The sequence below is a fragment of the Streptomyces sp. NPDC000348 genome (genome assembly GCF_042898795.1).
In the GTDB taxonomy this organism is placed as follows: domain Bacteria; phylum Actinomycetota; class Actinomycetes; order Streptomycetales; family Streptomycetaceae; genus Streptomyces.
The window spans coordinates 71,556-95,798 of record NZ_JBIAZD010000007.1; the positions used below are offsets into that span (position 1 = coordinate 71,556).

Annotated in this window: 24 protein-coding genes and 1 pseudogene; 15 read left to right on the plus strand and 10 right to left on the minus strand. The window is 73.2% G+C overall.

Features of this window, described 5'->3' with window-relative positions; genetic code table 11:
* Positions 1-54 precede the first annotated feature (54 nt).
* Together ACFY3N_RS15920 and ACFY3N_RS15925 are read left to right on the plus strand one after the other, a co-directional pair.
* Positions 55-1,071: an Acg family FMN-binding oxidoreductase gene (locus tag ACFY3N_RS15920; protein ID WP_390817271.1), complete on the plus strand. Its 1,017-nt coding sequence runs from the start codon at positions 55-57 to the stop codon at positions 1,069-1,071.
* Positions 1,072-1,196: 125 nt separating this feature from the next.
* The gene (locus ACFY3N_RS15925; RefSeq protein WP_390817272.1) at positions 1,197-2,444 is read left to right on the plus strand and encodes an MFS transporter; all 1,248 of its coding nucleotides are present in this window, start codon (positions 1,197-1,199) and stop codon (positions 2,442-2,444) included.
* Positions 2,445-2,655: 211 nt separating this feature from the next.
* Here ACFY3N_RS15925 and ACFY3N_RS15930 read toward each other — a convergent pair.
* Together ACFY3N_RS15930 and ACFY3N_RS15935 are read right to left on the minus strand one after the other, a co-directional pair.
* Positions 2,656-3,231: pseudogene (locus ACFY3N_RS15930) on the minus strand (serine hydrolase); the annotation flags it as partial.
* A gap of 294 nt (positions 3,232-3,525) precedes the next feature.
* Positions 3,526-4,728, minus strand: coding sequence for a globin domain-containing protein (locus tag ACFY3N_RS15935; protein WP_390817273.1), 1,203 nt, complete (start codon positions 4,726-4,728; stop codon positions 3,526-3,528).
* Between the two features lie 399 nt (positions 4,729-5,127).
* On the opposite strand from ACFY3N_RS15935, the gene ACFY3N_RS15940 reads away from it, so the two are divergent.
* Both ACFY3N_RS15940 and ACFY3N_RS15945 read left to right on the plus strand, forming a co-directional pair.
* Entirely contained in the window at positions 5,128-6,636 is a 1,509-nt protein-coding gene (locus tag ACFY3N_RS15940) for a PTS transporter subunit EIIC (protein ID WP_390817274.1), read from the plus strand.
* A gap of 215 nt (positions 6,637-6,851) precedes the next feature.
* Positions 6,852-7,715 (plus strand): endonuclease/exonuclease/phosphatase family protein, encoded by an 864-nt coding sequence (locus ACFY3N_RS15945; RefSeq protein WP_390817275.1) that lies wholly within the window; start codon positions 6,852-6,854, stop codon positions 7,713-7,715.
* A gap of 21 nt (positions 7,716-7,736) precedes the next feature.
* Here ACFY3N_RS15945 and ACFY3N_RS15950 read toward each other — a convergent pair whose 3' ends face one another.
* The 5 genes from ACFY3N_RS15950 to ACFY3N_RS15970 form a co-directional block, all read right to left on the minus strand.
* Positions 7,737-9,200 (minus strand): MFS transporter, encoded by a 1,464-nt coding sequence (locus ACFY3N_RS15950; RefSeq protein ID WP_390817514.1) that lies wholly within the window; start codon positions 9,198-9,200, stop codon positions 7,737-7,739.
* Positions 9,201-9,503: 303 nt separating this feature from the next.
* On the minus strand, positions 9,504-10,121 hold the full coding sequence (locus ACFY3N_RS15955; RefSeq protein ID WP_390817276.1) for a TOPRIM nucleotidyl transferase/hydrolase domain-containing protein: 618 nt from the start codon (positions 10,119-10,121) through the stop codon (positions 9,504-9,506).
* A gap of 71 nt (positions 10,122-10,192) precedes the next feature.
* Positions 10,193-11,275: a lytic polysaccharide monooxygenase gene (locus tag ACFY3N_RS15960; protein ID WP_390817277.1), complete on the minus strand. Its 1,083-nt coding sequence runs from the start codon at positions 11,273-11,275 to the stop codon at positions 10,193-10,195.
* A gap of 193 nt (positions 11,276-11,468) precedes the next feature.
* The gene (locus ACFY3N_RS15965; RefSeq protein WP_390817278.1) at positions 11,469-12,596 is read right to left on the minus strand and encodes a cellulose binding domain-containing protein; all 1,128 of its coding nucleotides are present in this window, start codon (positions 12,594-12,596) and stop codon (positions 11,469-11,471) included.
* 280 nt (positions 12,597-12,876) lie between these two features.
* Entirely contained in the window at positions 12,877-13,899 is a 1,023-nt protein-coding gene (locus ACFY3N_RS15970) for a LacI family DNA-binding transcriptional regulator (protein ID WP_390817279.1), read from the minus strand.
* 256 nt (positions 13,900-14,155) lie between these two features.
* Here ACFY3N_RS15970 and ACFY3N_RS15975 point away from each other — a divergent pair, with 256 nt between their 5' ends.
* On the plus strand, positions 14,156-14,398 hold the full coding sequence (locus ACFY3N_RS15975) for an acyl carrier protein (RefSeq protein WP_390817280.1): 243 nt from the start codon (positions 14,156-14,158) through the stop codon (positions 14,396-14,398).
* A 96-nt stretch (positions 14,399-14,494) separates the two neighbouring features.
* The gene (locus ACFY3N_RS15980; RefSeq protein ID WP_390817281.1) at positions 14,495-14,716 is read left to right on the plus strand and encodes a hypothetical protein; all 222 of its coding nucleotides are present in this window, start codon (positions 14,495-14,497) and stop codon (positions 14,714-14,716) included.
* A 70-nt stretch (positions 14,717-14,786) separates the two neighbouring features.
* Here the strand turns inward: ACFY3N_RS15980 and ACFY3N_RS15985 are convergent, their stop codons facing one another.
* Together ACFY3N_RS15985 and ACFY3N_RS15990 are read right to left on the minus strand one after the other, a co-directional pair.
* Positions 14,787-15,215, minus strand: a complete 429-nt coding sequence (locus tag ACFY3N_RS15985) for a spore-associated protein (RefSeq protein WP_390817515.1) — start codon at positions 15,213-15,215, stop codon at positions 14,787-14,789.
* 149 nt (positions 15,216-15,364) lie between these two features.
* Entirely contained in the window at positions 15,365-16,384 is a 1,020-nt protein-coding gene (locus ACFY3N_RS15990) for an aldo/keto reductase (RefSeq protein WP_390817282.1), read from the minus strand.
* Between the two features lie 159 nt (positions 16,385-16,543).
* Between ACFY3N_RS15990 and ACFY3N_RS15995 the strand changes: the two genes are divergently transcribed.
* On the plus strand, positions 16,544-17,155 hold the full coding sequence (locus ACFY3N_RS15995; protein WP_390817283.1) for a TetR/AcrR family transcriptional regulator: 612 nt from the start codon (positions 16,544-16,546) through the stop codon (positions 17,153-17,155).
* A 92-nt stretch (positions 17,156-17,247) separates the two neighbouring features.
* On the opposite strand, the gene ACFY3N_RS16000 is transcribed toward ACFY3N_RS15995, so the two are convergent.
* Positions 17,248-17,490, minus strand: a complete 243-nt coding sequence (locus tag ACFY3N_RS16000; protein WP_217132299.1) for a DUF6411 family protein — start codon at positions 17,488-17,490, stop codon at positions 17,248-17,250.
* 273 nt (positions 17,491-17,763) lie between these two features.
* On the opposite strand from ACFY3N_RS16000, the gene ACFY3N_RS16005 reads away from it, so the two are divergent.
* The 8 genes from ACFY3N_RS16005 to ACFY3N_RS16040 all read left to right on the plus strand — a co-directional run bounded on the left by ACFY3N_RS16005 (position 17,764) and on the right by ACFY3N_RS16040 (position 24,243).
* Positions 17,764-18,204 carry an OsmC family protein gene (locus ACFY3N_RS16005; RefSeq protein WP_390817284.1) on the plus strand — a complete coding sequence of 147 codons (441 nt, stop codon included), beginning with the start codon at positions 17,764-17,766 and terminating at the stop codon, positions 18,202-18,204.
* Positions 18,205-18,318: 114 nt separating this feature from the next.
* Positions 18,319-18,684, plus strand: coding sequence for a sortase-dependent protein (locus ACFY3N_RS16010; RefSeq protein WP_390817285.1), 366 nt, complete (start codon positions 18,319-18,321; stop codon positions 18,682-18,684).
* Positions 18,681-19,298, plus strand: a complete 618-nt coding sequence (locus ACFY3N_RS16015; protein ID WP_390817286.1) for a class F sortase — start codon at positions 18,681-18,683, stop codon at positions 19,296-19,298. Before ACFY3N_RS16010 ends, ACFY3N_RS16015 begins: the two co-directional genes overlap by 4 nt.
* A 96-nt stretch (positions 19,299-19,394) precedes the next feature.
* A complete protein-coding gene (locus ACFY3N_RS16020; protein WP_217132289.1) occupies positions 19,395-19,886 on the plus strand; it encodes an RNA polymerase sigma factor in 492 nt (163 codons plus the stop codon).
* Positions 19,870-20,265: a hypothetical protein gene (locus tag ACFY3N_RS16025; protein WP_390817287.1), complete on the plus strand. Its 396-nt coding sequence runs from the start codon at positions 19,870-19,872 to the stop codon at positions 20,263-20,265. Before ACFY3N_RS16020 ends, ACFY3N_RS16025 begins: the two co-directional genes overlap by 17 nt.
* 346 nt (positions 20,266-20,611) lie before the next feature.
* Positions 20,612-21,061, plus strand: coding sequence for a hypothetical protein (locus ACFY3N_RS16030; RefSeq protein WP_390817288.1), 450 nt, complete (start codon positions 20,612-20,614; stop codon positions 21,059-21,061).
* Positions 21,062-21,326: 265 nt separating this feature from the next.
* Entirely contained in the window at positions 21,327-22,310 is a 984-nt protein-coding gene (locus ACFY3N_RS16035) for a hypothetical protein (protein ID WP_390817289.1), read from the plus strand.
* Between the two features lie 85 nt (positions 22,311-22,395).
* Entirely contained in the window at positions 22,396-24,243 is a 1,848-nt protein-coding gene (locus ACFY3N_RS16040; protein WP_390817290.1) for an HSP90 family protein, read from the plus strand.

Genomic DNA, 24,243 nt, shown 5'->3' on the forward strand with positions numbered 1-24,243 from the left:
ACCACGGGCCGTACCCCTCCACACCGGAGGTTCCCCCGAGAGCGAGGAGCCACTGTGCAGACCAAGGAGATCGACGCCACCGCGCTGGAGACGCTGCTGGCCGCGGCGGTGGCGGCGCCGTCGATCCACAACACCCAGCCCTGGCGCTTCGGCTTCGACCTGGACACCCGGGCGGTCACCGTCCACGCCGACCGCAGCCGGGCCCTGGCGCTGGCCGACCCGCACGGACGCGCCCTGCACCTGTCCGCCGGCTCGGCCGTCCTCAACCTGCGGGTCGCGGCCGCCCACCTGGGCTGGAAGCCCGTACCCCACCTGCTGCCGGATCCGTACGATCCGGAACTGCTGGCCACCGTGCAGCTGACCGTCGCCACGGACCCCCCGCCCGCCTACCGCGCCCTGTACCCGGCCGTGGAGCGGCGCCATTCCAGCCGGATGCCGTTCACCGGCCGCCCGGTGCCCGAACCGGTCGTCGCCGACATGGCCGCCGCCGTACGGGCCGAGGGCGCGCACCTGTACGTCCCGGACATCCTCCGGACGCGCCGTCTGCTGCGGGTGACGTCGGCGGCCGAGCTGCGCAACGCCACCGACGAGGCCCGTACCGCCGAGAGCCGCGCCTGGGTCGCCCCGCCCGGGGTGAGCCCGTACGGCATACCGCTCACCGCCGCCCGCCCGCTGGACGCTGCCGGACGCATGCCGATGCGCGACTTCACCGGCCGGGCGCCCCTGCCGGGCCGGCCGCGGGTGCGGTTCGAACGGCATGCCCAGGTCGCCCTGCTGTGGACCGTCGGCGACCGGCCGCGGGACTGGCTCGCGGCCGGCCAGGCGCTGGAACGCGCGCTGCTGGTGGCCACCGCGCACGGGGTGCGGACCTCACTGCTCCACCAGGCCATGGAGTGGCCGGACCTGCGGGAGGCGATGCGGGTCCCCGGCACCCGGTGGTGCCGCCCGCAGGTGCTGATCCGCTTCGGCTACGGCCCCGAGGCGAAGGGCACCCCGCGCGCCGCGGTCCGGCCGGACGGTGCCGCACGCCGTTCGGACCTCGGTCCCGGGACCGCCGGTCCCGGGCGATGAGGACCGACGGCCCACTCGCCGCCCGCCTCCCGTTGCCGATAGTGAGTGCGGGACGCCGGGACACAGCCCGCGCCCCGCGGCGCCGACTGGTCCGGGCCGCACCGCGAACAGGGAGGACGGGCGGCATGCTCCAGCCGTCGAGCAAGTCGAATCGCGCACCGGCACCCGGTGCGGCCGTGACCGGCCGGGCCTGGCTGATGCTGGCCCTGGCCACGGCCGGGTTCGCCCTCAACTTCTGGGCCTGGGCGCTGCTCAGCCCTCTCGCCCCGCGGCTGCAGGACTCCCTGGGCCTGTCGTCGTTCGAGCAGTCGCTGCTGGTCGCGGTTCCCGTCGTGGTGGGCTCCCTGGGGCGTATCCCGGTCGGCGCGCTCACCGACCGGTTCGGCGGGCGGGTGATGTTCCCGCTGGTCTCGGCGGCCACCATCGTGCCCGTGCTCTACCTCGGTCTGGCCGGGCACTCCTCGCTGGCCGCGCTGCTGGCCGGCGGCCTCTTCCTCGGCATCGGCGGCACCGCCTTCGCCGTCGGCGTGCCGTTCGTCAGCGCGTGGTTCCCGCCCGAACGCCGGGGCCTGGCCATCGGCGTCTTCGGCGCGGGCATGGGCGGCACCGCGATCAGTGCCCTCACCACGGTCAAGCTGGTCGACGCCCACGGGATGGCCAGCCCGTTCCTGATCACCGCGGGGGCGCTGGCCGCGTACGCGGTGGCCGCCGCCCTGCTGCTGCGCGACGCCCCCGGACGCACCGTGCCGACCGAGCCGTCGGCACGCCGCCTGGCCGCGACGTTCCGGCTGGGCATCACCTGGCAGGCGTCCGCCCTGTACGCGGTGGCCTTCGGCGGCTACGTGGCCTTCTCGGTCTACCTGCCCACCTACCTGAAGACCGGCTACGGCCTCACCCAGGCGGACGCGGCCGACCGGATGGCGGGCTTCGTGCTGCTGGCCGTGGCCATGCGGCCGGTCGGCGGCTGGCTGTCGGACCGCCTCGGACCGGTGCGGGTGCTCACCGGTTCGCTGGCCCTGGTGGTCGCCGGCGCCCTCGTCCAGTCGTTCACCCCGGGCCTGGCGCCCGTCGGCACCCTCGCGTTCCTCGCCATGGCCGCGGCGCTCGGCGCCGGAAGCGGCGCCGTCTTCGCCCTCGTGGCCCTGCTGGCCCCGGCGAACAAGGTCGGATCGGTCACCGGCGTCGTCGGCGCGGCCGGCGGCCTCGGCGGCTTCCTGCCGCCGCTGGTCATGGGCGCCCTGTACGGCGCGTACGGCTCCTACGCCGTGGGCCTGGCGCTGCTGGCCCTGGTCGCCGCGGCGGCCCTGGCCTACACCGGGACCGGTGTGCGCCGCGGGGCCACCCGTGGGGTCCCCGCCCCCCGGCCGAACTGACCGCCGCACCCCGAGGAGCCCCACCATGTGCGAGTACTGCGGCTGCCAGTCCCCGGCGGCCCTGCCGACCGAGCAGTGGGAGGCGGTCGAGGCGGTGCGCGCCCGGGTCGGCACGCGCGGGGAACAGGAACAGCCGGCGGGCTGAGACGCACCCGTGCCCCGGCCGGACGGCGGTCCGGCCGGGGCACGGGTGCGGGTGCCGGCGGTGGGGTCAGCCGCGGGCGACCTGGGGAGCGATGTCCTCGGTGTAACCGCGGGCCGGGGCGGTGGACTTGGCGGCGGCCGTACCGGAGCCGCAGAAGGCGGCGTCCAGCGTGGCGCCGAGGGTGGCGTTCACGGTGCCGTTGTTGGAGGTGTTCGCCAGGGAGGTCATGCTGCGGGCGCCGTCGCCGGTGGTGAAGGCGTAGGTGTAGTACCCCTGGACGGTGCCGGTGTGGCCGTAGACGGTGGTGCCGCAGGAGAGCTTCCGCGCCCTGAGGCCCAGTCCGTAGGACTGCTTTCCGTCCGCGGTGACCGGGACCATGGTGATCATGGCCTCCAACTGCCCGGCCGGCAGGAGCTTCCCGGACAGCAACGCGGAGAAGAAGCGGTTGAGGTCCTTCCCGTTGGAGATGACCGCGCCCGCGGACTGGGCCCAGGAGACGGTCTGCTCGGTGGAGTCGACCAGCGGCAGCGTGGTGTCGTCCTGGCGGAGGTAACCGCGGGCGTAGGAGCCGGAGACGGTCGTCCGCGGATGGACGTACGAGGTGTTCCGCAGCCGCAGGGGAGTGAAGATGCGCTCCTGGTACTGGGCCCCAGGGTGACGAGCAGGGGGGAGCCGGCGAGCGCCAGGCCCACATCTTTGATCCGCATCCGCATCCGCATCTTTCCTGATGGTGGGGAACCGGAGGGCGCCCGCGATCCCGGCTCTGCTCAACTTTCCCTGCTTGTAAGGAAGTCGGAGAAATTACCGGTGGCCGGGGCGGCACCCGGGGCATCGTAGTCCACCATCGGCCGCCGACCGGGCGTCAGGAACCCGGCCACCGCGGCGCGTGGGCCGAGGGGCGGACTGCCCGAACGGCGGCCCGCCCCTCGGGCGGTGCTACTTGCTGAGCCAGAGGTCGGGGCCGAACACCTCGTAGTGGACGTCCTTCGGGCCGACCCCCTGGGCGAGCAGGTCGCCGCGGACGGCCTGCATGAAGGGCAGCGGGCCGCACAGGAACGCGCTGACGCCCTCCCGCAGCGTCAGCCGGGCCACGTCGGTCAGGCCCTCGTGGACGTGGGGCGGCACCGGCTCCCGAGGCGTCTCGTACCACACGTGCAGTGCGGCGTTCGGAAGCCGGCCGACGAGTTCCTCCATCTCCAGACGGTGTGCGTGGTGGGCGGGGGAGCGGTCGGCGTGCAGGACGGTGACGTGCCGCTCGGCCGAGGTCCCGGCCAGGTGGTCCAGCATCGACAGCATGGGCGTGATGCCGATGCCGGCGGAGGCGAGCAGCAGCGGGCTGTCGCCCTCGGGGAGCACGAGGTCGCCGAAGGGCAGGGAGACCTTCACGAGGTGGCCCGGGCGGGCGTGGGCGTGGAGCCAGGACGACACCTCTCCCTCGGGCGCCCGGCCGTCGGCGGAGCGCTCCCGCTTCACGGTGATCCGCCAGGTCTTGCGGCCCGGAGCGGTGGAGAGGCTGTACTGGCGTATCTGCTTCGCCCCGTCGGGGAGTTCGACCTGGACGCTGACGTACTGGCCGGGGGTGAACGGCCCGGTGGGGCCGCCGTCGGGCCGGCGCAGCTCGAAGGAGGCCGCGTCGACCGACTCCTCGGTGCGCTCGGCGATCTCCATGTCCTGCCAGACGGCGCCGTTCTCGACCCCCGCGCCGGCGTACAGCCGTGCCTCCAGGGCGATCAGCGCGTTGGCCATGAGCCAGTACACCTCGTCCCAGGCGGCCGCCACCTCGGGGGTCACGGCGTCCCCGAGGACCTCGCCGACGGCACCCATCAGATGCCGTCCCACGAGCGTGTACTGGTCGGGCGTGATGCCCAGCGACGCGTGCTTGTGGGCGATGCGCCCGAGGACGGCGTCGGGACGCTCACCGGGCCGCTCCACCAGCGTGGTGGCGAAGGCCGCGACGGCGCCGGCGAGGGCCTCGCGCTGGGCGCCGTTGGCCTGGTTCGCCCGGTTGAACAGGCTGCGCAGCAGATCCGGGCGCTCCTCGAACATGCGGCGGTAGAACAGCTCGGTGATGCTGCCGAGGGAGGCCCCGACGGCGGGCAGCGTGGCCCGGACGACCGGGATCGACTGGGTGGAGAGCATCCTGTGGCTCCTTGATCGGCACGGATGTGCTTGGTGGATCGCGCGCAGCAGCATGCTAGTTAATTGGTATTTCAGATTCCTATTTAAGTGGGTGTGATCTGTGCGACTCTCCCGCCGAGGGTGGGGACGTGTGGACGAGGAGGGCCGGTCAGGGGCCGGCGTGAGAAGGCGGGCCGCCGGGACGCGGACCCGGATCTGTTCCTCCCCGCCCCGTCAGGGGGAAGCGTTTCATCCGTTCTTCCGGGGAGACCGCGGCCGCCCCGTGCGACCGGCGCACCGCGGCTCTCGGACGCTTGACGCCCCGGAGTGCTGAAAATATCTTTCAGTTCCGAGTGGATCAGGAGAAAGGAAATTTCAAAGACGCGCCGGCCCCACCTCACAGCAAGGCACGACCGCACCATGAGCGAAGAGAACAAGCACCATGCCACCGCCGCCGCCATCCTCCCCCTGGTCGGAGGCGCGGAGAACGTGACGTCGGTGGCCCACTGCATGACCCGTCTCAGGCTGGGGCTGCACGACCGGTCCCGCGTACAGGACGAGCGGCTCAAGGCGCTTCCCGCGGTCATGGGCGTCGTCGAGGACGACACCTACCAGATCGTGCTGGGGCCGGGAGCGGTGGCGCGTGTCACCCCGGAGTTCGAGGCCCTGATCGAGGCGGAGAAGGCCGAGGCCGTGACGGCGTCCCCCGCCCCGGACCGCGGGGACGGCCCCGCGACGGCCGAGGCGCTCGCCGCGCGGGGGGCGGCGCTCAGGGCCGAGCGGAAGGCGAGGAACGCCACGCCGTTCAAGCTGTTCCTGCGCCGGATCGCGGACATCTTCGTGCCGCTGATTCCCGCGCTCATCGGCTGCGGCGTCATCGCCGGCCTGAACGGCCTGCTGGTGAACCTGCACTGGCTGCCGGGAGTCACCCCGGCCCTGGCCGCCGTGGCGTCCGGGTTCATGGCGCTGATCGCCGTCTTCGTCGGCCACAACACGGCCAAGGAGTTCGGCGGCACGCCGGTCCTGGGCGGTGCCGTCGCGTCGGTCGTCGTCTACGCCGGGGTGACCGACGTCGAGGCGTTCGGCCGGCACCTCTCACCGGGACAGGGCGGCGTGCTCGGCGCTCTGGGCGCCGCGTGGCTCGGCGCGTACGTGGAGAAGTGGTGCCGGCGCCGGGTCCCCGAGGCCGTCGACGTCCTGGTGACGCCCACCGTCACCGTGCTCGTGGCCGGACTGGTGACCCTGTTCGCACTGATGTTCCTCGCCGGTGAGGTGTCCACCTGGATCGGCGACGCCGCCGACCGGCTGCTGTCCCACGGTGGCGCGGGCGCCGGGTTCCTCCTCGGCGGCCTCTTCCTGCCGCTGGTCATGCTGGGTCTGCACCAGGCCCTGATCCCCATCCACACGACCCTCATCGAGGGCGACGGCTTCACCGTCCTGCTGCCGATCCTCGCGATGGCCGGCGCGGGACAGGTCGGTGCGGCGATCGCGGTCCGCTGCAGGCTGCCGCACAACACCTCGATCCGGGCGACCGTCAAGTCCGCGCTCTGGCCCGGCTTCCTCGGCGTCGGCGAGCCCCTCATCTACGGCGTCTCCCTCCCCCTGGGGCGTCCGTTCGTCACCGCCTGCGCGGGCGGAGCCTTCGGCGGCGCGTTCGTCGGCCTCTTCAACCAGCTGGGCACGGAGGTCGGTTCGACCGCGATCGGCCCCTCCGGGTGGGCACTGTTCCCCCTCCTCGACGGCGACCACGGTCCGGGGCGGACGGCCGCCGTCTACGCCGCCGGCCTGATCGTCGGTTATGTGACGGGCTTCCTCGCCACCTACTGCTTCGGCTTCACGAAGACCATGCTCACGGAACTCGACACGGCGCCCCCCTCCCCGCCGGAGGACCGGCCCGTTCCCGTGGAACGCGGCGCCGGAAAGAGCTGACCCGCTCCGAGAACGCCGTCCCGGGCGAGCCTCACCGAGCCGGTACGGGGCCGCGCCGTGGGCGGGCGGGCCGACGCGGTCGTGCTGCCGCCCGACCGACTCGTGTTCAGTTCCACTCCGGACCGCAGCGGCGGCGATACGGTGCTGAGACGATCGACGGGAGCCCCGGCGGAACGCACTGTGGCGGTCCTGCCTCTACGCGACTTGGAGACGGTATGAAGCCCGGAGCCCGACGTCCTGTCCGCGCCGCCGCCTTACTCGCCGTCGTCCTGCCGGCCGCCGCCGCACCGGCCGCCGCCGCCGGCGCTCCCGGGGCGCACGCCCCCGCGGTGCCGCTGCGGGTGGCGACGTACAACATCCACGCCGGGGCCGGTGCGGACCGGGTCTTCGACCTCGACCGCACCGCGGCGGCCCTGCGCGGCCTGCACGCCGACGTGATCGGCCTCCAGGAGGTCGACGTCCACTGGGGCGCCCGGAGCGACTTCGCCGACGAGGCACGCGCACTGGCCGAGAAGCTCGGCATGCGGGTGTTCTTCGCACCGATCTACGATCTGGACCCGGTTGTCCAGGGCGGCGAGCGGAGGCGGTTCGGCGTCGCCGTGCTGAGCCGCCACCCGGTGCTCGCCGCCGAGAACCACGAGATCACCCGGCTCTCCACCCAGACACCCGATCCGGTGCCGGCACCGGCGCCCGGCTTCGCCGAGGTGGTGGTCGACGTGCGGGGCGCCCACGTGCACGTCTACACCACGCACTTGGACCACCGGGCCGACCCGTCGGTCCGTGAGGCCCAGGTGGCGGACATGCTCGGCGTACTCGCCGCCGATCGCGGGCCGAGGATCCTCGTCGGCGACTTCAACGCCGAGACGACGGCCCCCGAGTTGGCGCCGCTGTGGGAGCGGCTGCGGGACGCCGCCCCCGACGGCGGCGGGACGTACCCGGCGATCGACCCCGTCCGGCGCATCGACCTGGTCACCGTCTCACCCGACGTCCGGGTGACCGGCGCCCGCACGGTGGCGACGGAGGCGTCGGACCACCTGCCCGTGGTCACGGACCTGGAGGTCCGGCGACGCGGCCACTGAACCGGACACCGACGGCGTTGCTCACCCGCCCTGGAGGCGTCGCAGGTCGGAAGGGCGGACCTGGATGGCCACGACGGCGATCAGCGCGGCGAGCACGGCGAAGATCGCCGCCATGACGAAGGCCGCCGAGACACCGGAGGCGAGGACCTGGTCGGCCCAGGGCGGTGGCAGCTCCCCGGTGCGCTGGAAACGCAGACGCTCGGCGGGGGTCGCCTGCTGCAGGAAGAGCGGAACCTGTTTCTCCGCCTCGTTGCCGCTCGCCGTACCGAACACCGTGACCAGGATGGACAGTCCGAGCGAACCGCCGACCTGCTGGGTGGCGTTGAGGAGGCCGGAGGCCGCGCCGCTCTCCCGCACGGGCACGTCCGACAGCGCCATCAGCGTCAGCGACACGAACTCCATGCCCATGCCGAGGCTGAAGACCAGCATCGGCCCGAGGACGCTGCCCGCGTAGGTGGAGTGGACGTCGGTCAGCGTCAGCCAGCCCAGGCCCGCCGCCGCGAGCACACCACCCCCGACCATGAAGGGCTTGGGCCCGTACACGGGCAGGAGCCGCGAGGCCAGCCCGGCGCCGATCGCGATGACCGCGCTGACCGGCAGGAAGGCGAGTCCGGCCCGCAGGGGACTGAAGCCCAGCACGTCCTGCACGAAGAGCGTCAGGAAGAAGAACATGCCGAACATCGCCGCGGCCAGGCACAGCATGATGCCGTACGTGCCCGCGCGGTTGCGGTCGGCGAATATGCGCAGCGGGGTGATGGGCTGCCTCGACCTCCTCTCGACCAGGACGAACCCGACGAGGACGAGGACGGCCGCGGCGAACGAGGCCAGGGTGAGCGGGTCCCGCCAGCCGTCCTGCGCGGCCCTGATGAACCCGTAGACCAGCAGCACCATGCCGGCGGTGGAGGTCAGCGCGCCGGTGACGTCGAAGTGCCCCGGGTGGCGTTCCGACTCCTTGATCCAGCGTGGTGCGGCGAGGGCGATGAGCAGCCCGATCGGGACGTTGACGAAGAGCACCCACCGCCAGTTCAGCCACTCGACGAGCACGCCTCCCGCCAGCAGCCCGATCGCGCCGCCGCCCGCCGACACCGCGGCGAAGACCCCGAAGGCCCGGTTGCGCTCCGGCCCTTCACGGAACGTCGTACTGATCAGGGCGAGGGCGGTAGGGGAGGCGATGGCGCCTCCCACACCCTGGAGGGCGCGGGCGGCGAGGAGTTGACCGGAGTTCTGGGCCAACCCGCCGAGCAGCGAGGCCAGTACGAAGAGCAGCACGCCGGTGATGAAGACGCGCCGTCTGCCGAGGATGTCACCGGCCCGGCCCCCGAGCAGCAGCAGACCGCCGAAGGTGAGGGTGTAGGCGTTGACCACCCACGACAGGCCGGTGGTGGAGAAGTCCAGGGAGCGCTGGATGTGCGGCAGCGCGATGTTCACGATGGTGATGTCCAGCACCACCATCAGCTGACACGACGCGATGACCAGCAACGCCATCGTGTTCCCGCCGCCGCCGGTGTCCTGGGCGGCGTGCTGCGGTGCGGAGGCCGATCGCGGACTGCTTCTGGTCATGCCGGGTCGCCCTTTCGGGAGTCCACCGTTCGACCGTACGCGCACGTCCCGGCCCCCACCACTCGATCACCACGGTCGGCGCCGGGCCGCCGGTGACGTGTGGCGGCGTGCGGGGCACCACCCGTGCCGACGGGCACCGCGGGCCGGTCCGCTCCCGCCGTACGACGCCGGGCACGGTGGTGTCGTACGGCGGGAGCGGCCGGGGCGCCCCGACCCGTCGCCCGCCGGTCACAGGACGGTGAGCAGGCCGTCGAGCGGGGCGGGCACGCGCTCGGGGCGGAGGGCCTCGACGAGGACGCGGCCGTAGTGGATCTTGCGGCCCTTCTTCGTGCCGAGGAAGCGCCGCAACTGCTGCTGCGAGGCGCGTCCCCGCTGGGCGGGCTGGCTCAGGAAGGTCCGCAGGGGACGCAGGTCGCCCTCCGCCCGGACCAGTTCCTCCACCCGCTTCACCCCCAGCGCGCGGATGAGCTCGTCCTCCAGGTCCGCGGCACAGACGAAGAACTCCTGCCGTGCGACACCGGCCCGCTCCAACCCGCGCGCGTAATAAACGCGTTCGTTCTCGTCGCACAGTCCCGTGAGGCGCAGGCCCAGGCCGGGCGGCCCGAGAAGGCGGGCGAAGCGCCCGATGTTCATCGCGCCTCCCATCGGCAGCACGCAGATCCCTTCGGCCGCCAGGTCCCGGCCGCGGCCAGCGGCCAGCGCGTCGACCGCCGCGGCGTCGCTCAGCCCTTCGAGCAGGACCACCGCCCGGACGCCGAGCCGCGCCGCCCACTCGTGCGCGGGGTCACCGGGACCACCGGCCGCCCACGCGGTGACCGCGTCCCGGAACAACTCCATGTCAGCCATGGGAGGAGTCTCGGCCCTTTCCGGGCGCCACCGGTAGGGGATTTCCGCCGGTGCCGCCCGGTCCGGGACGGCTACGGTGTCACGCAGCCGATCGTGCCCACCGGGAAGTCGTTGCCCGACGAGGTGGCCGTGAAGCCGAACGTCACGCTTCCCTCAGGATTGATCACACGGTTGTGATCGACGTTCCGCACCGTCACCGTGCCGTCGGAGCCGGTGGTCGATGAGCCGTTCCACGCGCTGCCGATCCTGGTGCCGGAACCCGGCTTCCACTGCACGGCCCAGCCGTTCAGCGGCGAGGTCCCGTGGTTCATCACCTCGACGGAGCCCTGGAAGCCGCCGTTCCAGGAGTTCACCACGGTGTAGACGGCCATGCAGGAACCGGTGTGCGTCGGCGGGTCCGTCGGGTCCGGGGTCGGGTCCGGGGTCGGCGTGCCGCCCGAGTTCCGGATGCCGGTCACCTCGCCGTTGCCGCCGTCGAAGACGACGTCGGAGCAGGAGAAGAAGTTCTCCTGGCTGTCCGAACGCACCCACTGCATGAAGATCAGCGCGTTGCCGGAGCGCCCGGAGGGCAGCTTCAGGTCCCAGTGGTAGTGGCCGCCGTTGGTGCCCGGCGAGCCCTGCTGGGGCGGGTTGGTGACGGTCTGGATGAGTTCCAGGTCGTTCCAGCCCAGCTGCGATGCGGGCGACCAGCCGGGCTTGGTGAGGTAGACCCGGAAGTCACCGGGGTGCGCGGCCCAGTTGCTGTACTTCACCTTGATCGTCGCCCCGGACGTCAGATGGGTCCGGGGCCAGTCCGCGCGGGCCGCGTTGTAGGCGGAGAAGTCGTACGGGGACCGGTCGCCGGCGCTGCAGAGCGTGCCGTCCGGGACGTAGCCGGCGCCCCGCCCCGCCGCCTTGGAGTCGAGGACGGCGAACCAGTTGTACAGCGCCGACGAGCCGCTCCGGTTCAGCGCGTCCCGGCACGCCGGGTTGGTCGGGTCCAGTCCGCCGGTGCCGGTGACGGCGTCCAGCTGGCAGAGGTAGGTACGTGATCCGGGCATCATCGCCACGCCGTGCGCCTGCGCGTCGTTCTGCCAGAGGAAGCTCAGGCCGAGCCCTCCGAGGAGGGTGGCCAGCACTGCTGCCAAGGAGACGAATCTCCGTCGTAAGGCCATGGGATCTCCTGTGCCGGTGGTGGATGGGTCGGACAGCGACGGAAGGTGGAGACCCCGCCCCTCCGGGGAGGTGCGTCGACCGGAGGGGCGGGGGGCTCGGGGGAGCGGGCCCCGGGGCCCGCCCTGCCGAAGCAGGGAGGAAGAGCGGGCCCCGGGCCGGGGGACACGGCGGGTGCGCGGCCCGCCGCTCGCGTCACGTGGCCGTGCAGGCGGTGCCGTTCAGGCTGAAGCCGTTCGGCTGGGCGAAGGTGCCGCTGTAGGTTCCCTGGAAGCCGAAGCTCTGGCTGCCGCCGGGCTCGATCCGCGCGCCGCCGCCGGGTCCGCTCGCCGTGACCGCGCCCGAGGAGGGAGTGACGGACGCGTTCCAGGCTTGGGTGACGCGCTGCCCGGAGGGCAGGGTGAAGGCGAGCTGCCAGCCGTCGACGGCGGACGGACCGGTGTTCTTCACGGTGACGTTCGCGGTGAAACCGCCCGGCCAGACGTTCGGGGCGTACGACACCGTGCACGCCGCCGGGCCACCGGGCCCGCCCGGGCCGCTGCCGCCGGTCTCGATGGTGGAGGAGAAGGAGTTCACCGCGAGCCCCGCACCGTTCTGCCAGGGCTCGAAGCCCGCCTGGACGCTCGTCAGGTACCAGTCGTTCTGCGCCATCCCGCGCGCGACGGTCTCCCGGACGAAGTCCATGACGTCGAAGCTCCAGCTGCTGATCGCCGACGGTGCGACGAAGGACAGCACGTCGTTGGAGCCGTTGCCGCCCGACCACACCTGCCAGGTGCGCCCGGCCACGGTGGCCGTGCCGACCTGGGAGCCGATCGGCTGGATCGGGCCGACCTTGTTCAGCCAGATCATGATCTCGGTCCGGTTCACGCCGTCGGTCCGGGGCGTCGGGTCCAGCCAGATGTCGTACGAGGCGTTGTACACGGCGTCGTTGACGTAGCCGTACGAGATGCTGCTGGGAGCACTGGAGATGCCGCTGATCCGCGCGGGGAGGGCGGTTCCCGGCGAGCAGTTGGTGTAGTGACAGCCGTTGAAGACCGACGGGTACGACTTCGGCGCCCCGTCGGTCGGCACCGAGCCGTCGGCCCGGGTGAGGCGGAAACCGGTGTCCGTGGCGGTGACGCACTGGGTGGCGCTGGTGCCCCAGCGGTTGTTCTGGACGACGTAGCGCCCCTGGACGGTGGTCGATCCGTACTGCTCGCAGATCGTGGTGTCGGCCTGGGCCGGCGCCGTCCCGGTCACCAGCGCCGCGACCACGGCGAGAGCGGTGAGGAGCGTCGCGAACAGGCCGCGCAGGGCCCGGGTGTGGTGCGGTAACCGTCGCATGCGGGGACCTCTCCGAGAGGGTGTGGGGGGCGATCGGCGGGAGCGCTCCCCTCTCCCCATTGATGGGAGCGCTCCCAGTGGTGTTTCGGAACGGGACTGTAGGAGCTGCGCATGCCCCTGACAAGACTGTGCGCGGGAAATCGTCGAATTCATTTCGAAGCCGCAGGTCGGCGGGGGGATCCCCAGGGGTCGTCCGCTTCGGGAGCGCTCCCGAAACATTCGATGACGGCGTGCCGGACGAGACGGTCGAGGAGGTGGAGGGAGGCGGGGGAGGGAGGGGTCAGGCGGAGTCGCGCAGCACCAGTTCCGTACGGAGGATCACGTGCCGCCAGGCCACCTCCGGCTCCTCCATGTCCTCCAGGAGCAGCCGCACCATCGTCCGGCCGATCTCCTCCAGCGGCTGGCGCACCGTCGTCAGCTTCGGTTCGGTGTGCTGGGCGAGCGGGAAGTCGTCGAACCCGATCACCGCGACGTCCTCCGGCACCCGGCGCCCCGCCGCGCGCAGGGCGTCGAGCGCGCCCGCGGCCATGGTGTCCGACGCGGCGAACACACTGTCGATCTCCGGGGCGCGCTCGATGAGTTCGGCCATCGCCCGGCGCCCGCTGTCCGCCGAGAAGTCCCCCTCGACGGTCCAGGAGGACCTGCTTTCGGTGCCCGCCCGTTCCAGCGCCTCGCGGTAACCGCGCAACCGGCACTGGGCCACGTACATGTCGAGCGGCCCGGTGATGGTCGCGATCGAGCGGCGTCCGAGGCCCAGCAGGTGCGCCACCGCGCTGCGGGCGCCGCCGGCGTTGTCCGCGTCGACGTAGGTCACGCTCTCCTCGCCCGAACGGCGCCCCAGCAGGACGGTGGGCAGCCCCACGTCGGCCAGCATGTCGGGCAGCGCGTCCTCGGCGTGCACGGACATCAGCATCACGCCGTCGACCCGGCCGCCGCGCGCGTACTCCACGAGCCGCTGCCGTTCGGCGTCCGTGCGGACCAGGGTGAGCAGGAGCTGCACCTTGGTGTCGGTCAGCGCGTCGCCGACGGACCGGACGATCTCCGAGAAGAACGGCTCACCGAACTGCCGCCAGTCCGGCTCCGTCATGACCAGCGCGACGGCGTCGGCGCGCCGCCCCGCCAGCGAGCGGGCCGCCAGATTGGGCACGTACCCCAGCTCGGCGATGGCGCGCTGCACGGCCCGGCGCGTCGAATCCTTCACGCCCGCCGCGTCGTTGATCACCCGGGAGACGGTGCCCCGCCCCACACCGGCGAGCGCGGCCACCTCCTCCAGCGTCGGTGTGCCGGGACGCTGTCTGCCCATGACCACCCCCCATGAGATCACTAGATCTTACGGCCACCGGGTGCCCGGGACAGCCGGTCCCGCGACGTCCGGTGCCCGGCTCCGCCTCCGACGCGCCGGACCTGTTCCGGTACGCGATCGGCGCGCTCGCGGGACGGCTCGTCGCACGGGGACGCGCGGTGCCGGCCGGAGAGCCGTGGCGCGCGGCACCGGTTTCACCGGACGGCGAGGTGATACCCGGCCCGGTGACCTGTTTCCCCCACGCGCAGGAGGAGTCATGGCAACCGGTGAGACGGGCTTCAGCGATGTCGTCTACGACCTGATCTCCGTGCAGTACCACTCGCTGAAGGCGGGCCACGACTACGGCCAGTACGTCCGCGACGCGGAGAACGCGGACCAGAAGGAGATCGCCGACTTCTTCAGGGAGGTCATGGCGCAGGACTCGGAACGCGCGGCTCGCTGCCACCGGTATCTCGCCCGGCTGTCCGGCACCGAGAAGGCCGGTCCCGCCGTCGACTGACCGCGGCGGCGCGCCGCGGCTCCGCCCGGCCGGCACCCGGGTGTCCGGCCGGGCGCCCGGCATGCGGGCGGACGCCGCGCACCGCACGCTGGTGCCATGGCGAACGACCGACCCATCGTGATCTACCCGCCCGGCGAGGACGGCGGCCGGCGCGTCCGCGGCGGCACCCGGTTCCTCGGGATGGCGTACGGACTGCTGGACGTGGTGGAGTTCCTGCGCCTCGCGGGGCTGGAGAGGGTCGACGACGACTGGCTGCGCCGGTCCGCGACGGTCGAGTGGCGCGGCGGCGGCCCGGACGTGTGGAGTGCCCGCGGCTGACCGGCGCGCCGGACCCCTGACGGGGCCTTGCGGTCCTGTCGGGGCGAGGTGATCCGTCGGGAGGCGCGGGTCAGCGGGTGAAGGCGACCCGGTGCTCCTTCAGGGCGCCGCAGTTGGAGCCGTGCACCTGTACGTACACGTTGCCGATGCCGCCGCCCCAGTCCACGCAGTGGCCCTTGCCGTGGACGTAAGCCGGTCCCGCGTACGACGTGAACCGTCCGTGGTCCTGGTCGCCCTCGTCGGTGTCGGGGACGTGGATCCACGCGGACGTGTCCAGGGCGGTGCCGGGGTCGTTGCGGATGGTCGCGACGCAGTTCCGGCCGTTGGCCGGGTTGTACGTCAGGTGGACGGTGCCCGGTGAACCGGCGGCTGCCGAGTTCACGGTCCGGTAGCCGCTTCCGCAGACCCTCTGCGGTGTGGTGCCGGGCGCGGCCGAGGCCGGTGACGCCAGGGCGGTCGTGGCCCCCACCGACAGGGCGGCCGGCGCGGATGCGGTCAGGACGGAACGACCGGGTCTCGTATTTCCCCCTGCGGCTCTTGGAGCGTTCGCTCCTGTCCGGTGTGACCCGCGGGCCGGGCGAAGGGGTGTGCCGTGCGCGAGGACGGACACCGGCGCCCGGTCGGTCCGGGGTGTGCGGGGGAGGCCGGTCAGCGGCGCCGCAGCGATGCGTCGAGCAGCGCGGGCGGAGTGTCGTGCTTCTCGTGGGCGGCCAGGTCGGTGCCCGGAGCGACGACGGAGTCGATCGCGTCGAGCACGTCGGAGGGGAGCACGGTGTCGGCGGCGGCGAGCTGGGAGTGCAGGTGGTCCAGGGTGCGCGGTCCGATCAGGGCACTGGTCACGGCCGGATGCGCGGTGGTGAAACCGAGCGCGAGCTGGATCATCGTCAGCCCGGCCGCGTCGGCGATCCCGGCCAGCTGCTCGACGGCGTCGAGCCGGGCCCGGTTGGCGGGGAGGGCGGTGTCGAAGCGCTCCGGCATGAACGCCGAGCGGTGGGTGGCGACCTCCTTGCCCCTGCGGACGGCGCCGGACAGCCAGCCCGAGGCCAGCGGGCTCCACACCAGCACCCCCATGCCGTACTCCTCCGTCACGGGCAGGACGTGGGACTCGATCCCGCGCTGCAGCAGGGAGTAGCTGGGCTGTTCGGTGACGTAGCGGCTCAGACGGTGTTCGCGGGCGGCCCACTGCGCCTGCACGATGCGGTACGCGGGGAACGTGGAGGAGCCGAAGTGGCGGATCTTCCCCGCGCGTTGCAGATCGGTCAGGGCGGACAGGGTCTCCTCGTCACCGGTGGCCGGGTCCCACCGGTGGATCTGGTAGAGATCCACGTGGTCGACGCCGAGACGGCGCAGGCTGTCCTCCAGCGCGGTGACCAGCCAGCGGCGCGAGCTCCCCCGGTGATTGCGCTCCTCTCCCATGGGCATGCCGGCCTTGGTGGCCAGCACGACGTCGTCGCGGCGGCCGGCGATGGCCCTGCCGACCATCTCCTCCGACTCACCGCCGCCGTACATGTCGGCGGTGTCGATGAGATTGACGCCGGCCTCCAGCGCGGTGTCGACGATGGCGGTGGCCTCGTCCTGGGTGGTGCGTCCGATCCGGCCGAAGTTCATCGCGCCGAGCGCGAGGGTGCTGACCTGGACACCGGTGCGGCCCAAGGTGCGGTACTGCATGTTCGTGTCTCCTTGCGGGACGTGCGCGAGGGCAGGGCGGCACACGGCTTGGTGGCCGGGCGCCCGCTCTGGCATCATGAGTAAGCGGAACTGTGTTCCGGAACGATACGGAACGTCGTTCCGTTTTGGCAAGTGGTGATGAGCGGAAGGAGCGGCGCGGTGAGCAACAGCGACGAGGGCGCCGGGCGCGCGGCTCCGTCCCGGCGCAAGGACGCCCGGCGCAACAAGGAGGCCCTGCTCGACGCCGCCGCCACGGTCTTCGTCAGGTCGGGCGTGGACGCGCCGGTTCGCGACATAGCGGCCGAGGCCGGAGTCGGGCTGGGCACGATCTACCGCCACTTCCCGACGCGGGCGGACCTCATCATCGCCGTCTACCGGCATCAGGTCGACGCCTGTGCCGAGGCCGCCCCGGCCCTGCTGGCCACCTCTGCGACTCCGCACGCGGCACTGGGGGAGTGGATCGGCCTCTTCGTCGACTTCCTGGTCACCAAGCACGGTCTCGCCGCCGTGCTGCACTCCGACGAGGCCGGTTTCGACGCCCTGCACGCCTACTTCCTCGACCGTCTCGTGCCGGTCTGCACCCGGCTGCTCGAGGCCGCCGCGGCGGCCGGGGAGATCCGCTCCGGCGTCGACGCCTACACGCTCATGCGCGGCGTCGGGAACCTGTGCATCGGCGCGGAGAGCGACCCCCGCTACGACGCGCGCCGGCTGGTCGGGTTCCTCGTCGCGGGACTGCGGTCACCTCGGCCCGGCTTCCCGGACGGTGAGTGACATGGGGCACACCGTGTCACACCGTTGACCGGTTTCCTGTCGTACGGGCGGGAGGGCGGCGCACGGTGGCCGCCGAAGGGAACCGGCCCTCGTCAGAACGGCAGCCGCCCGCGGGCACGCCGCCCCGCGGAACCGCTGCGGCCGACCGCGCGGGAGCTCGAACGGAAGGGCTTGCCGAGGAGACGCCCGAGCCGGCCCGGAGCCTTGGCCCCGGCCCGGGAGCCGACGCCGAGGGCGCGTTGGGCTCCGTTCTGCGGGTGCCGGGAGAGACGCGGGACGAGGAAGGCGAGGACAGCGATCACCACGCAGACGGCAACGATGCCGACGACCATCATGGGAGGCCTCCGGAGTCGGGAACGCGGACGCCGGACCGGTCGGTCCGCGAGGACCGCGTGCCCCGTTCCCGCGTGAACACGCCCCGGAACCCGCACGGTCCGCCGTCGTGGTGTCCGAGCGGGGGAGGCGTCCCGGCACCGAGCCGCCGCTGAGGTCCGACGACGCGGCGGAGAGCGGCGCGCCGCGACCACCGGGCGGCGTGGCCGTGGCGTGGCGGAGCGCGGTGCCACCGGATCCGCGAGCACGCCGCCCCGTGGCCTTACTGTCGACGCATGAGCGAAGACTCCACGCGTTCCGTCGCCGTCGAGCGGACCGGCACGGGCCACTTCGTGGCCACCAACTCCCGTGGCGGCACGATCCGGTTCGGCACCGCCTCCGATGACGACCGGAACACCGATTTCACCCCGGTCGAACTGCTGCTCGCCGCGATCGGGGGCTGCACGGCCGCGGACGTCGACGTCGCCACCAGCCGCCACGCCGAGCCCGACGAGTTCTCGGTCACGGTGACGGGCGACAAGGTCAGCGACGAGCTGGGCAACCGCATGACCGACCTCGTGGTCACCTTCCGGGTCGCCTTCCCGGACGGCGCGGGCGCCGATCGCGCCCGGGCGATCCTTCCCCGCGCGGTCAGGACGTCGCACGACCGTCTCTGCACGGTCAGCCGCACCATCGAGACCGGCACACCCGTCACCACCGCCGTCGAGCACGCCTGATGGGACTTTGCCTTCTCTTTACAACCCGTGCCGCCGCTGTCCCGTCTCTCCGCACGATCCATGACCCAGCCCGCCGGGCCATCGTGCGGGCGGAGCGACGAAAGAGAGCGATCCATGCGCCGAACTGCCCTCAGTGCCACGGCACTCGCCTGCACCGCCGTGCTGGCGAGCCCGGTACCCGCGTTCGCCGACGGGCCGTCCCCGGTCCCCGCGGCCACCGTGACCCCCAGCGAGTCGCCGGCCCCGGCCGACGCCACGGACCCGAGCCCCGTACCGGCCGAGAGCGACGCACCGGACCGGTCGGCGGTTCCCGGCGGGGTCGCCGTCGTACCGAGCGGTGCGCCCGACACCGGTGTCGGGTCCGCGTCCGCGGAGTCCGGGACCGACGGCGCGCTGATCGGCGGGAGCGCCGCCGCGGTGCTCGCCGTCGGCGGCGCGGCGGTCCTCCTCGTGCGCCGCCGGCGGGCGACCACGGCATGACGCCGCTCTCCAGGCGTGCCTTCGCCACCGCGGCGACGGCCGCGCTCCTCGGCGGCTGCGCCGGCGGCGGTCACCGGACCGGCCGGTCCACGGCCGGACACCCCGCGCGGACGACACCGTCCGCGCGGCCCTCCGCGGAACCGGTGCGCCCCCTCGGGCGTTCGGTCCCGGTCGGACTGGAGATACCGGCCATCGGGGTCGACACCCCGGTCATCCGGCTGGGGCTGGCCCCGGACCACACCGTCCAGGTGCCTCCGGTCACCGCCGACGACCGCGCGGGCTGGTACCGGCACTCGCCGACGCCGGGCCAGACCGGCCCGTCGGTGATCCTCGGCCACGTCACGGTCGGCGCCCACGGGGACGGCGTCTTCCGCCACCTCGCGCGCCTGCGCCGAGGGGACGGGATCGTGGCACGCCTGGAGAACGGCACGGCGGCGGTGTTCGCCGTCGGCTCGGTCCGCACGGTAGCCAAGGCGGACTTCCCGACGGACGCGGTCTACGGCGACGTCGGCCGGCCGGAGCTGCGGCTCATCACCTGCGGCGGCCCGCGCACCGGCGACGAGTACCGCGACAACGTGATCGTGTTCGCCGCCCTGACCTCCGCCGGCCCTTGATCCGCCGCCGCGTTCCCGGGCCGGCGGGCCGTGCGCCCGCGGCCCGGGAACGCGGCGGGCCCCACGACACCAGTACCGCCACGACCATGGAGAGCGTTGAAACGGTCCCGAGAGCAGGCAGCGTCCGAGCTCTTCGCCGCCCTCTACCCACGCCTCGCCGGCTGGTGCCGCCGGCTGGTCGACGACGACGGGACGGCCCACGAGATCGCCTCGGAGGCGTTCACCCGGCTGTGGGCCCGCTGGACGTCGGTGGCGGAGCCCCGGGGCTTCCTCTACGTCACCGCGGCCAACCTCGTCCGCGACCACTGGCGCACGCTCGAACGCGAGCGCAAGGCCGTGCACCGCGTCACCACCGAAACCGCCGTCCGCCCGCACACCGAACAGTCCGACCCGTCCGTACGTCTGCTCGTGCAGTCGCTGCCGGAACGGTTGCGCGTCCCGATCCTGCTGCACTACTACGCTGACATGCCGATCCGGGAGGTGTCCGCGGTGACCGGACGCAAGGAGGGAACCATCAAGGCCGACCTCCACGCGGCCCGCGAACTGCTCCGCGCCCATCTGAGGAGAAGCCTTGATCACACACTCTGACGACGGTCCGGAGTTCGAACCCGACGACCCCCTCGCCGTCATCCTGCGGCCCGTCTCCGACCACCTCGGCCCGCCCCCCGGCCGGTTCGAGGAGATCCGCCGCGGCGCGGCGCGGCGCCGGCTGGTCCGCACCGCCGTCGGGGCCGGACTGACGTGCGCCGTCGCCGCCCTCGTCGTACTGCCGCTGCAGTCGTCGGCCCCCGACCGCCCGGTGTCCCCGACGGTCCCTCTCGCCCCGCCTCCCGTGAGCAGCCCTTCCGCCACGCCCGCTCCGTCGGCGTCACCGGAGCCCGCCGAAGCCCGTCCCACCCCGCTGGTCCCGACCGACGGCCCCGAAACCCCGGTGAGCGAGGTCGCCCCCGCCCCCGGCCCGCGGTGAGCCCGTGCGGCCCGGAACCGGGGGAGGCCGTCCGCGCCCCGGCTGTCGAGGAAGCGGGCCTCCTCGACGCGGTGTTCCGCGCCGATCCCGCGGCCTTCGCGGCCCGGAGTCCCGAACTCCCCACACGCCACCGGCCCATCCGAACCGGCTCGGCTGCCGGGCGGACGGAGGCGGTAGGGTCCGCCGGGCGCCTCGACGATCAGAGGATGCCGGAGGGGAGGCGTCGGACATGTGGCCGGACCAGTGGGCCGTCACCGCTGAATCGGACCGGGACCGGTGGGACTGCGAGCCGCTCGAACGCGTGGGTCCTCTCCGGTTCGGCGCAGGCCTGAGGGAGGCGACCACCGTGATGGACGCACGGGCCTTCACCTCCGACGCCGCACCGATCGAGGACTTCGGTCCGTTCGAGCAGACGCGCGTTCGGTTCCGCAAGGCGGACGCATCCGGCCACCAGGCGGACGTCGTGGCCTACTTCGTTGATTCCATCGGTCTGACCTGTGTCGTCGTGGACGCCCGGATGGGCCCCCAAGTGGTACTGGACGGCATTCGGCTGATCGGGCGGAGGCCGTCCGAACTCGCCGGCGAGATCAGCGCACATCTGGAAGGACTCGGCAGGACGATCTCCATCACCCCCGAGGGCGAGATCAGCTCCGAGGACTGGGGGATGCTGCCGCGCGCCCAGCGGGCGGGCGATGTCCTCCTGACACGCGCGGTGTTCGGCAGGCCCAACTCCTGGGCCAATACCGCGTTCGACTGCATCCCGGCCGACGAATGGGTGACCCACCGGGTCCGTTGATCCATCGCACGGTGCGGCTCCCACGAGGAACGGACACCGGGCTCCGCCGGCAGCCGGCCCACCCGCGACGGCGGTACGCGCCCGCGACGGCGGTACGCGCCCGCGACGGCGGTACGCGCCCGCGACGGCGGTACGCGCCCGCGACGGCGGTACGCGCCCGTGTCGGCCGGATCGTGAAGCGCCGGTGAAAACCCCGTGGAAGCGGTGTCCGTGGGGTCGCTTATGCTGCACCGGTTGATCATGCGGGACCAGGGGAGGGCGCGGGGTGTTCGGCAAGTTGTTCGGCAGGGACGCGGAGAGACCGGCGGCGGATCCGTACGCGCTTGCCGTCCCGCGCAGGAAGAACGGGGTGTACCCGCTGCGCGCGCTCGGGGACACCCGGGTGCTCGCGCTGGTGGAGGCGGCCGACGCGGGTGAATGGGAGGCGGTCAAGGCGGCGCTGGCCCCCTTCGACCTCGGCCGCGACCACCAGGTCCTCGGCGAACTGGCCGTCCTGGACGGTGTGCAGGACTGGATCGGCCGGGCCGTCGAGGAGGACGAGGAGCACCGGGCGACGGCCCTGCTGATATCCGGGGCGCGCCACATCAGCTGGGGCTGGGAGGCGCGCACCGCCGCCCGCGCCGTGCACGTCACGCAGGAGCAGTGGCGGGTCTTCCACGAGCGGCTCCACATCGCCGAGGAGCAGCTGCTGGGGGCCGCCGAACTGCGGCCGGAATGGGTGACACCGTGGCGTCAGCTCCTCACCTCCGGCCGTGGCATGTCGCTGGGCCCCGCCGTCAACGAGACCCGGTTCGACGCCGGCCTGCGCCGCGACCCGCTGGACCTGGAGATCCACACCGAGCGGCTGGCGCAGCTGCAGCCCCGTTGGGGCGGCGAGCCCGGCCAGGCCCTGGCGTTCGCCCGGGACGCCCTCGCCCGCGCCCCGCAGGGGCACAGCCTGGGCTGCGTGATCGCCATGGCGCACATCGAGGAATGGGTCGAGTCGGACCGCGGGGACTGCCTCGAAACCCCCGAGATCCAGGCGGAGTTGCGGGAAGCGGCCGACCACAGCATCCTCCATCCCGCCTACGTGTGGCGCCCGGGCTGGCAGCACGACTTCAACATGTTCGCCATGGCCCTGTCGCTGGCCGATGAGCGCCACACGGTCCGGCGCGTCTTCCGGACGCTCGACGGCGCCTACACCGAGTGGCCCTGGACCTTCTTCGCGGACCCCGAGAAGGAGTTCGCCCGCCGCCACCGCCGCGCCTGAGCGCCCGCCGCCACCGCCGAGCCCGGGCGTCCGCCGCTTCGGACCGCCCGCCATCCGTCGTCTCCCTCCCACCCCGGACTGCCCGATGACTCTGCCCGACCCCGCCGCGAACCCGGCCGGCGCCGACCGCACCTTCCAGGTGGACCTGCGCGGCCTCGTCGACCTCCTCTCCCACCACCTCTACTCCAGCCCCCGCGTCTACCTGCGCGAACTCCTGCAGAACGCGGTGGACGCGCTGACCGCCCGGCACGCCCTCGAACCGGCCGCCCCCGCCGGCGCCTTCGGCATCCGCCTGTACGCCGACGGCGCGGTGGTGCGCGTCGAGGACGACGGCGTCGGCCTCACCGAGGCCGACGTGCACACCTTCCTCGCCACGATCGGCCGCAGCAGCAAGCGCGCCGAGAAGATCGCCGAGCAACGCGGCGACTTCATCGGCCAGTTCGGCATCGGACTGCTCTCCTGCTTCCTGGTCGCGGACGAGATCCACGTCCTGAGCCGCTCCGCCCGCACCCCCGACGCGCCCGCCGTGGAGTGGCGCGGACGCGGCGACGGCAGCTACACCGTCCACGTCCTGCCCGCCTCCGCCCGCCCCCGGCCCGGCACCACCGTCACCCTGACGCCCCGCGCCGACGCGGGCGAGTGGACCCGCCCGGCCCAGGTGCACGCGCTGGCCCGGCACTTCGGCTCCCTGCTGCGCCACCCGGTCACCTTCGACGACGGCACCGGCGGTCCGGGCGCGCCGGTCAACCCGGATGCAGCGCCCTGGGCCCGCACGTACCCCACCCCGGGAGCCCGCTCCCGCGCGCTGGCCGCGTACGGCGAGGAGGTCTTCGGCTTCCGGCCGCTGGACACCATCGAGCTGGACCTGCCCGCCGTGGGCCTCAAGGGCATCGCGTGCGTGCTGCCCGAGACGGTGCCGGCCGGCCGCAGCCACGGCCACCGCGTGCACGTCAAGGGCATGCTCCTGTCCGAGCAGGCCGAGGAGATCCTGCCCGAGTGGGCGTTCTTCGTCCGCTGTGTCGTCGACGCCGAGAGCCTGCGCCCGACCGCGTCCCGCGAGTCCCTGTACGAGGACGACACCCTCGCCGCCGTCCGCGACGCCCTCGCCGAGCGGCTGCGCGCGTGGATCGCCCGGGCCGCCGCCAGCGACCCGGACCTGCTCGCCCGCTTCCTCCAGGTGCACCACCTGGCCGTGAAGTCGCTCGCCGTGCACGACGACGAGATCCTGCGGATGCTGCTGCCCTGGCTGCCGTTCGAGACCACCGACGGGCACACCACCCTCGACGAGTTCGCGCGCACCCACCGCACCGTGCTCGTGACCTCGAGCGTGGAGGAGTTCCGGCAGGTCGCGGCGATCGCCTCCGCCGCCGGGCTCGGTGTCGTCAACGGCGGCTACACCTACGACCGCGAACTGGTCCACCGGCTGCCCGAGATCAGGTCCGAGGTCACGGTCGCCGACCTCGACCCGGCGACCCTCACCGCCCACCTCGACCCCGTCGACCGGGAGACGGAACTGGCCGCCGCGGCCTACCTGGCCCAGGCCCGCGACGCGCTCGCCGTCTTCGACTGCGACGTCGCGCTGCGCACCTTCCAGCCCGCCTCCGCCCCCGCCCTCCTCGTCGACAGCCGCGAGGCCCGGCACGAACGCACCCGCTCCCGGCTCGCCCGCGAGCAGGAGGGCGGCCTGTGGGGCGACATCCTCGGCGCCCTGCGCCAGGAGGCACCGCGGGCCCAGCTGATCCTCAACCAGCTCAACCCGCTGGTCCGCACCGCCGTCGCCATCGACGAGCCCGAGCTGGCCCGCACCAGCGCCGAAGCCCTCTACGGGCAGGCCGCGCTGCTGTCCCGGCGGCCGCTCAGACCCGCCGAGTCGAGCCTCATCAACCGCTCCTTCCTCGACCTTCTCGCCCACGCCCTCCGCAAGGACAGCTGA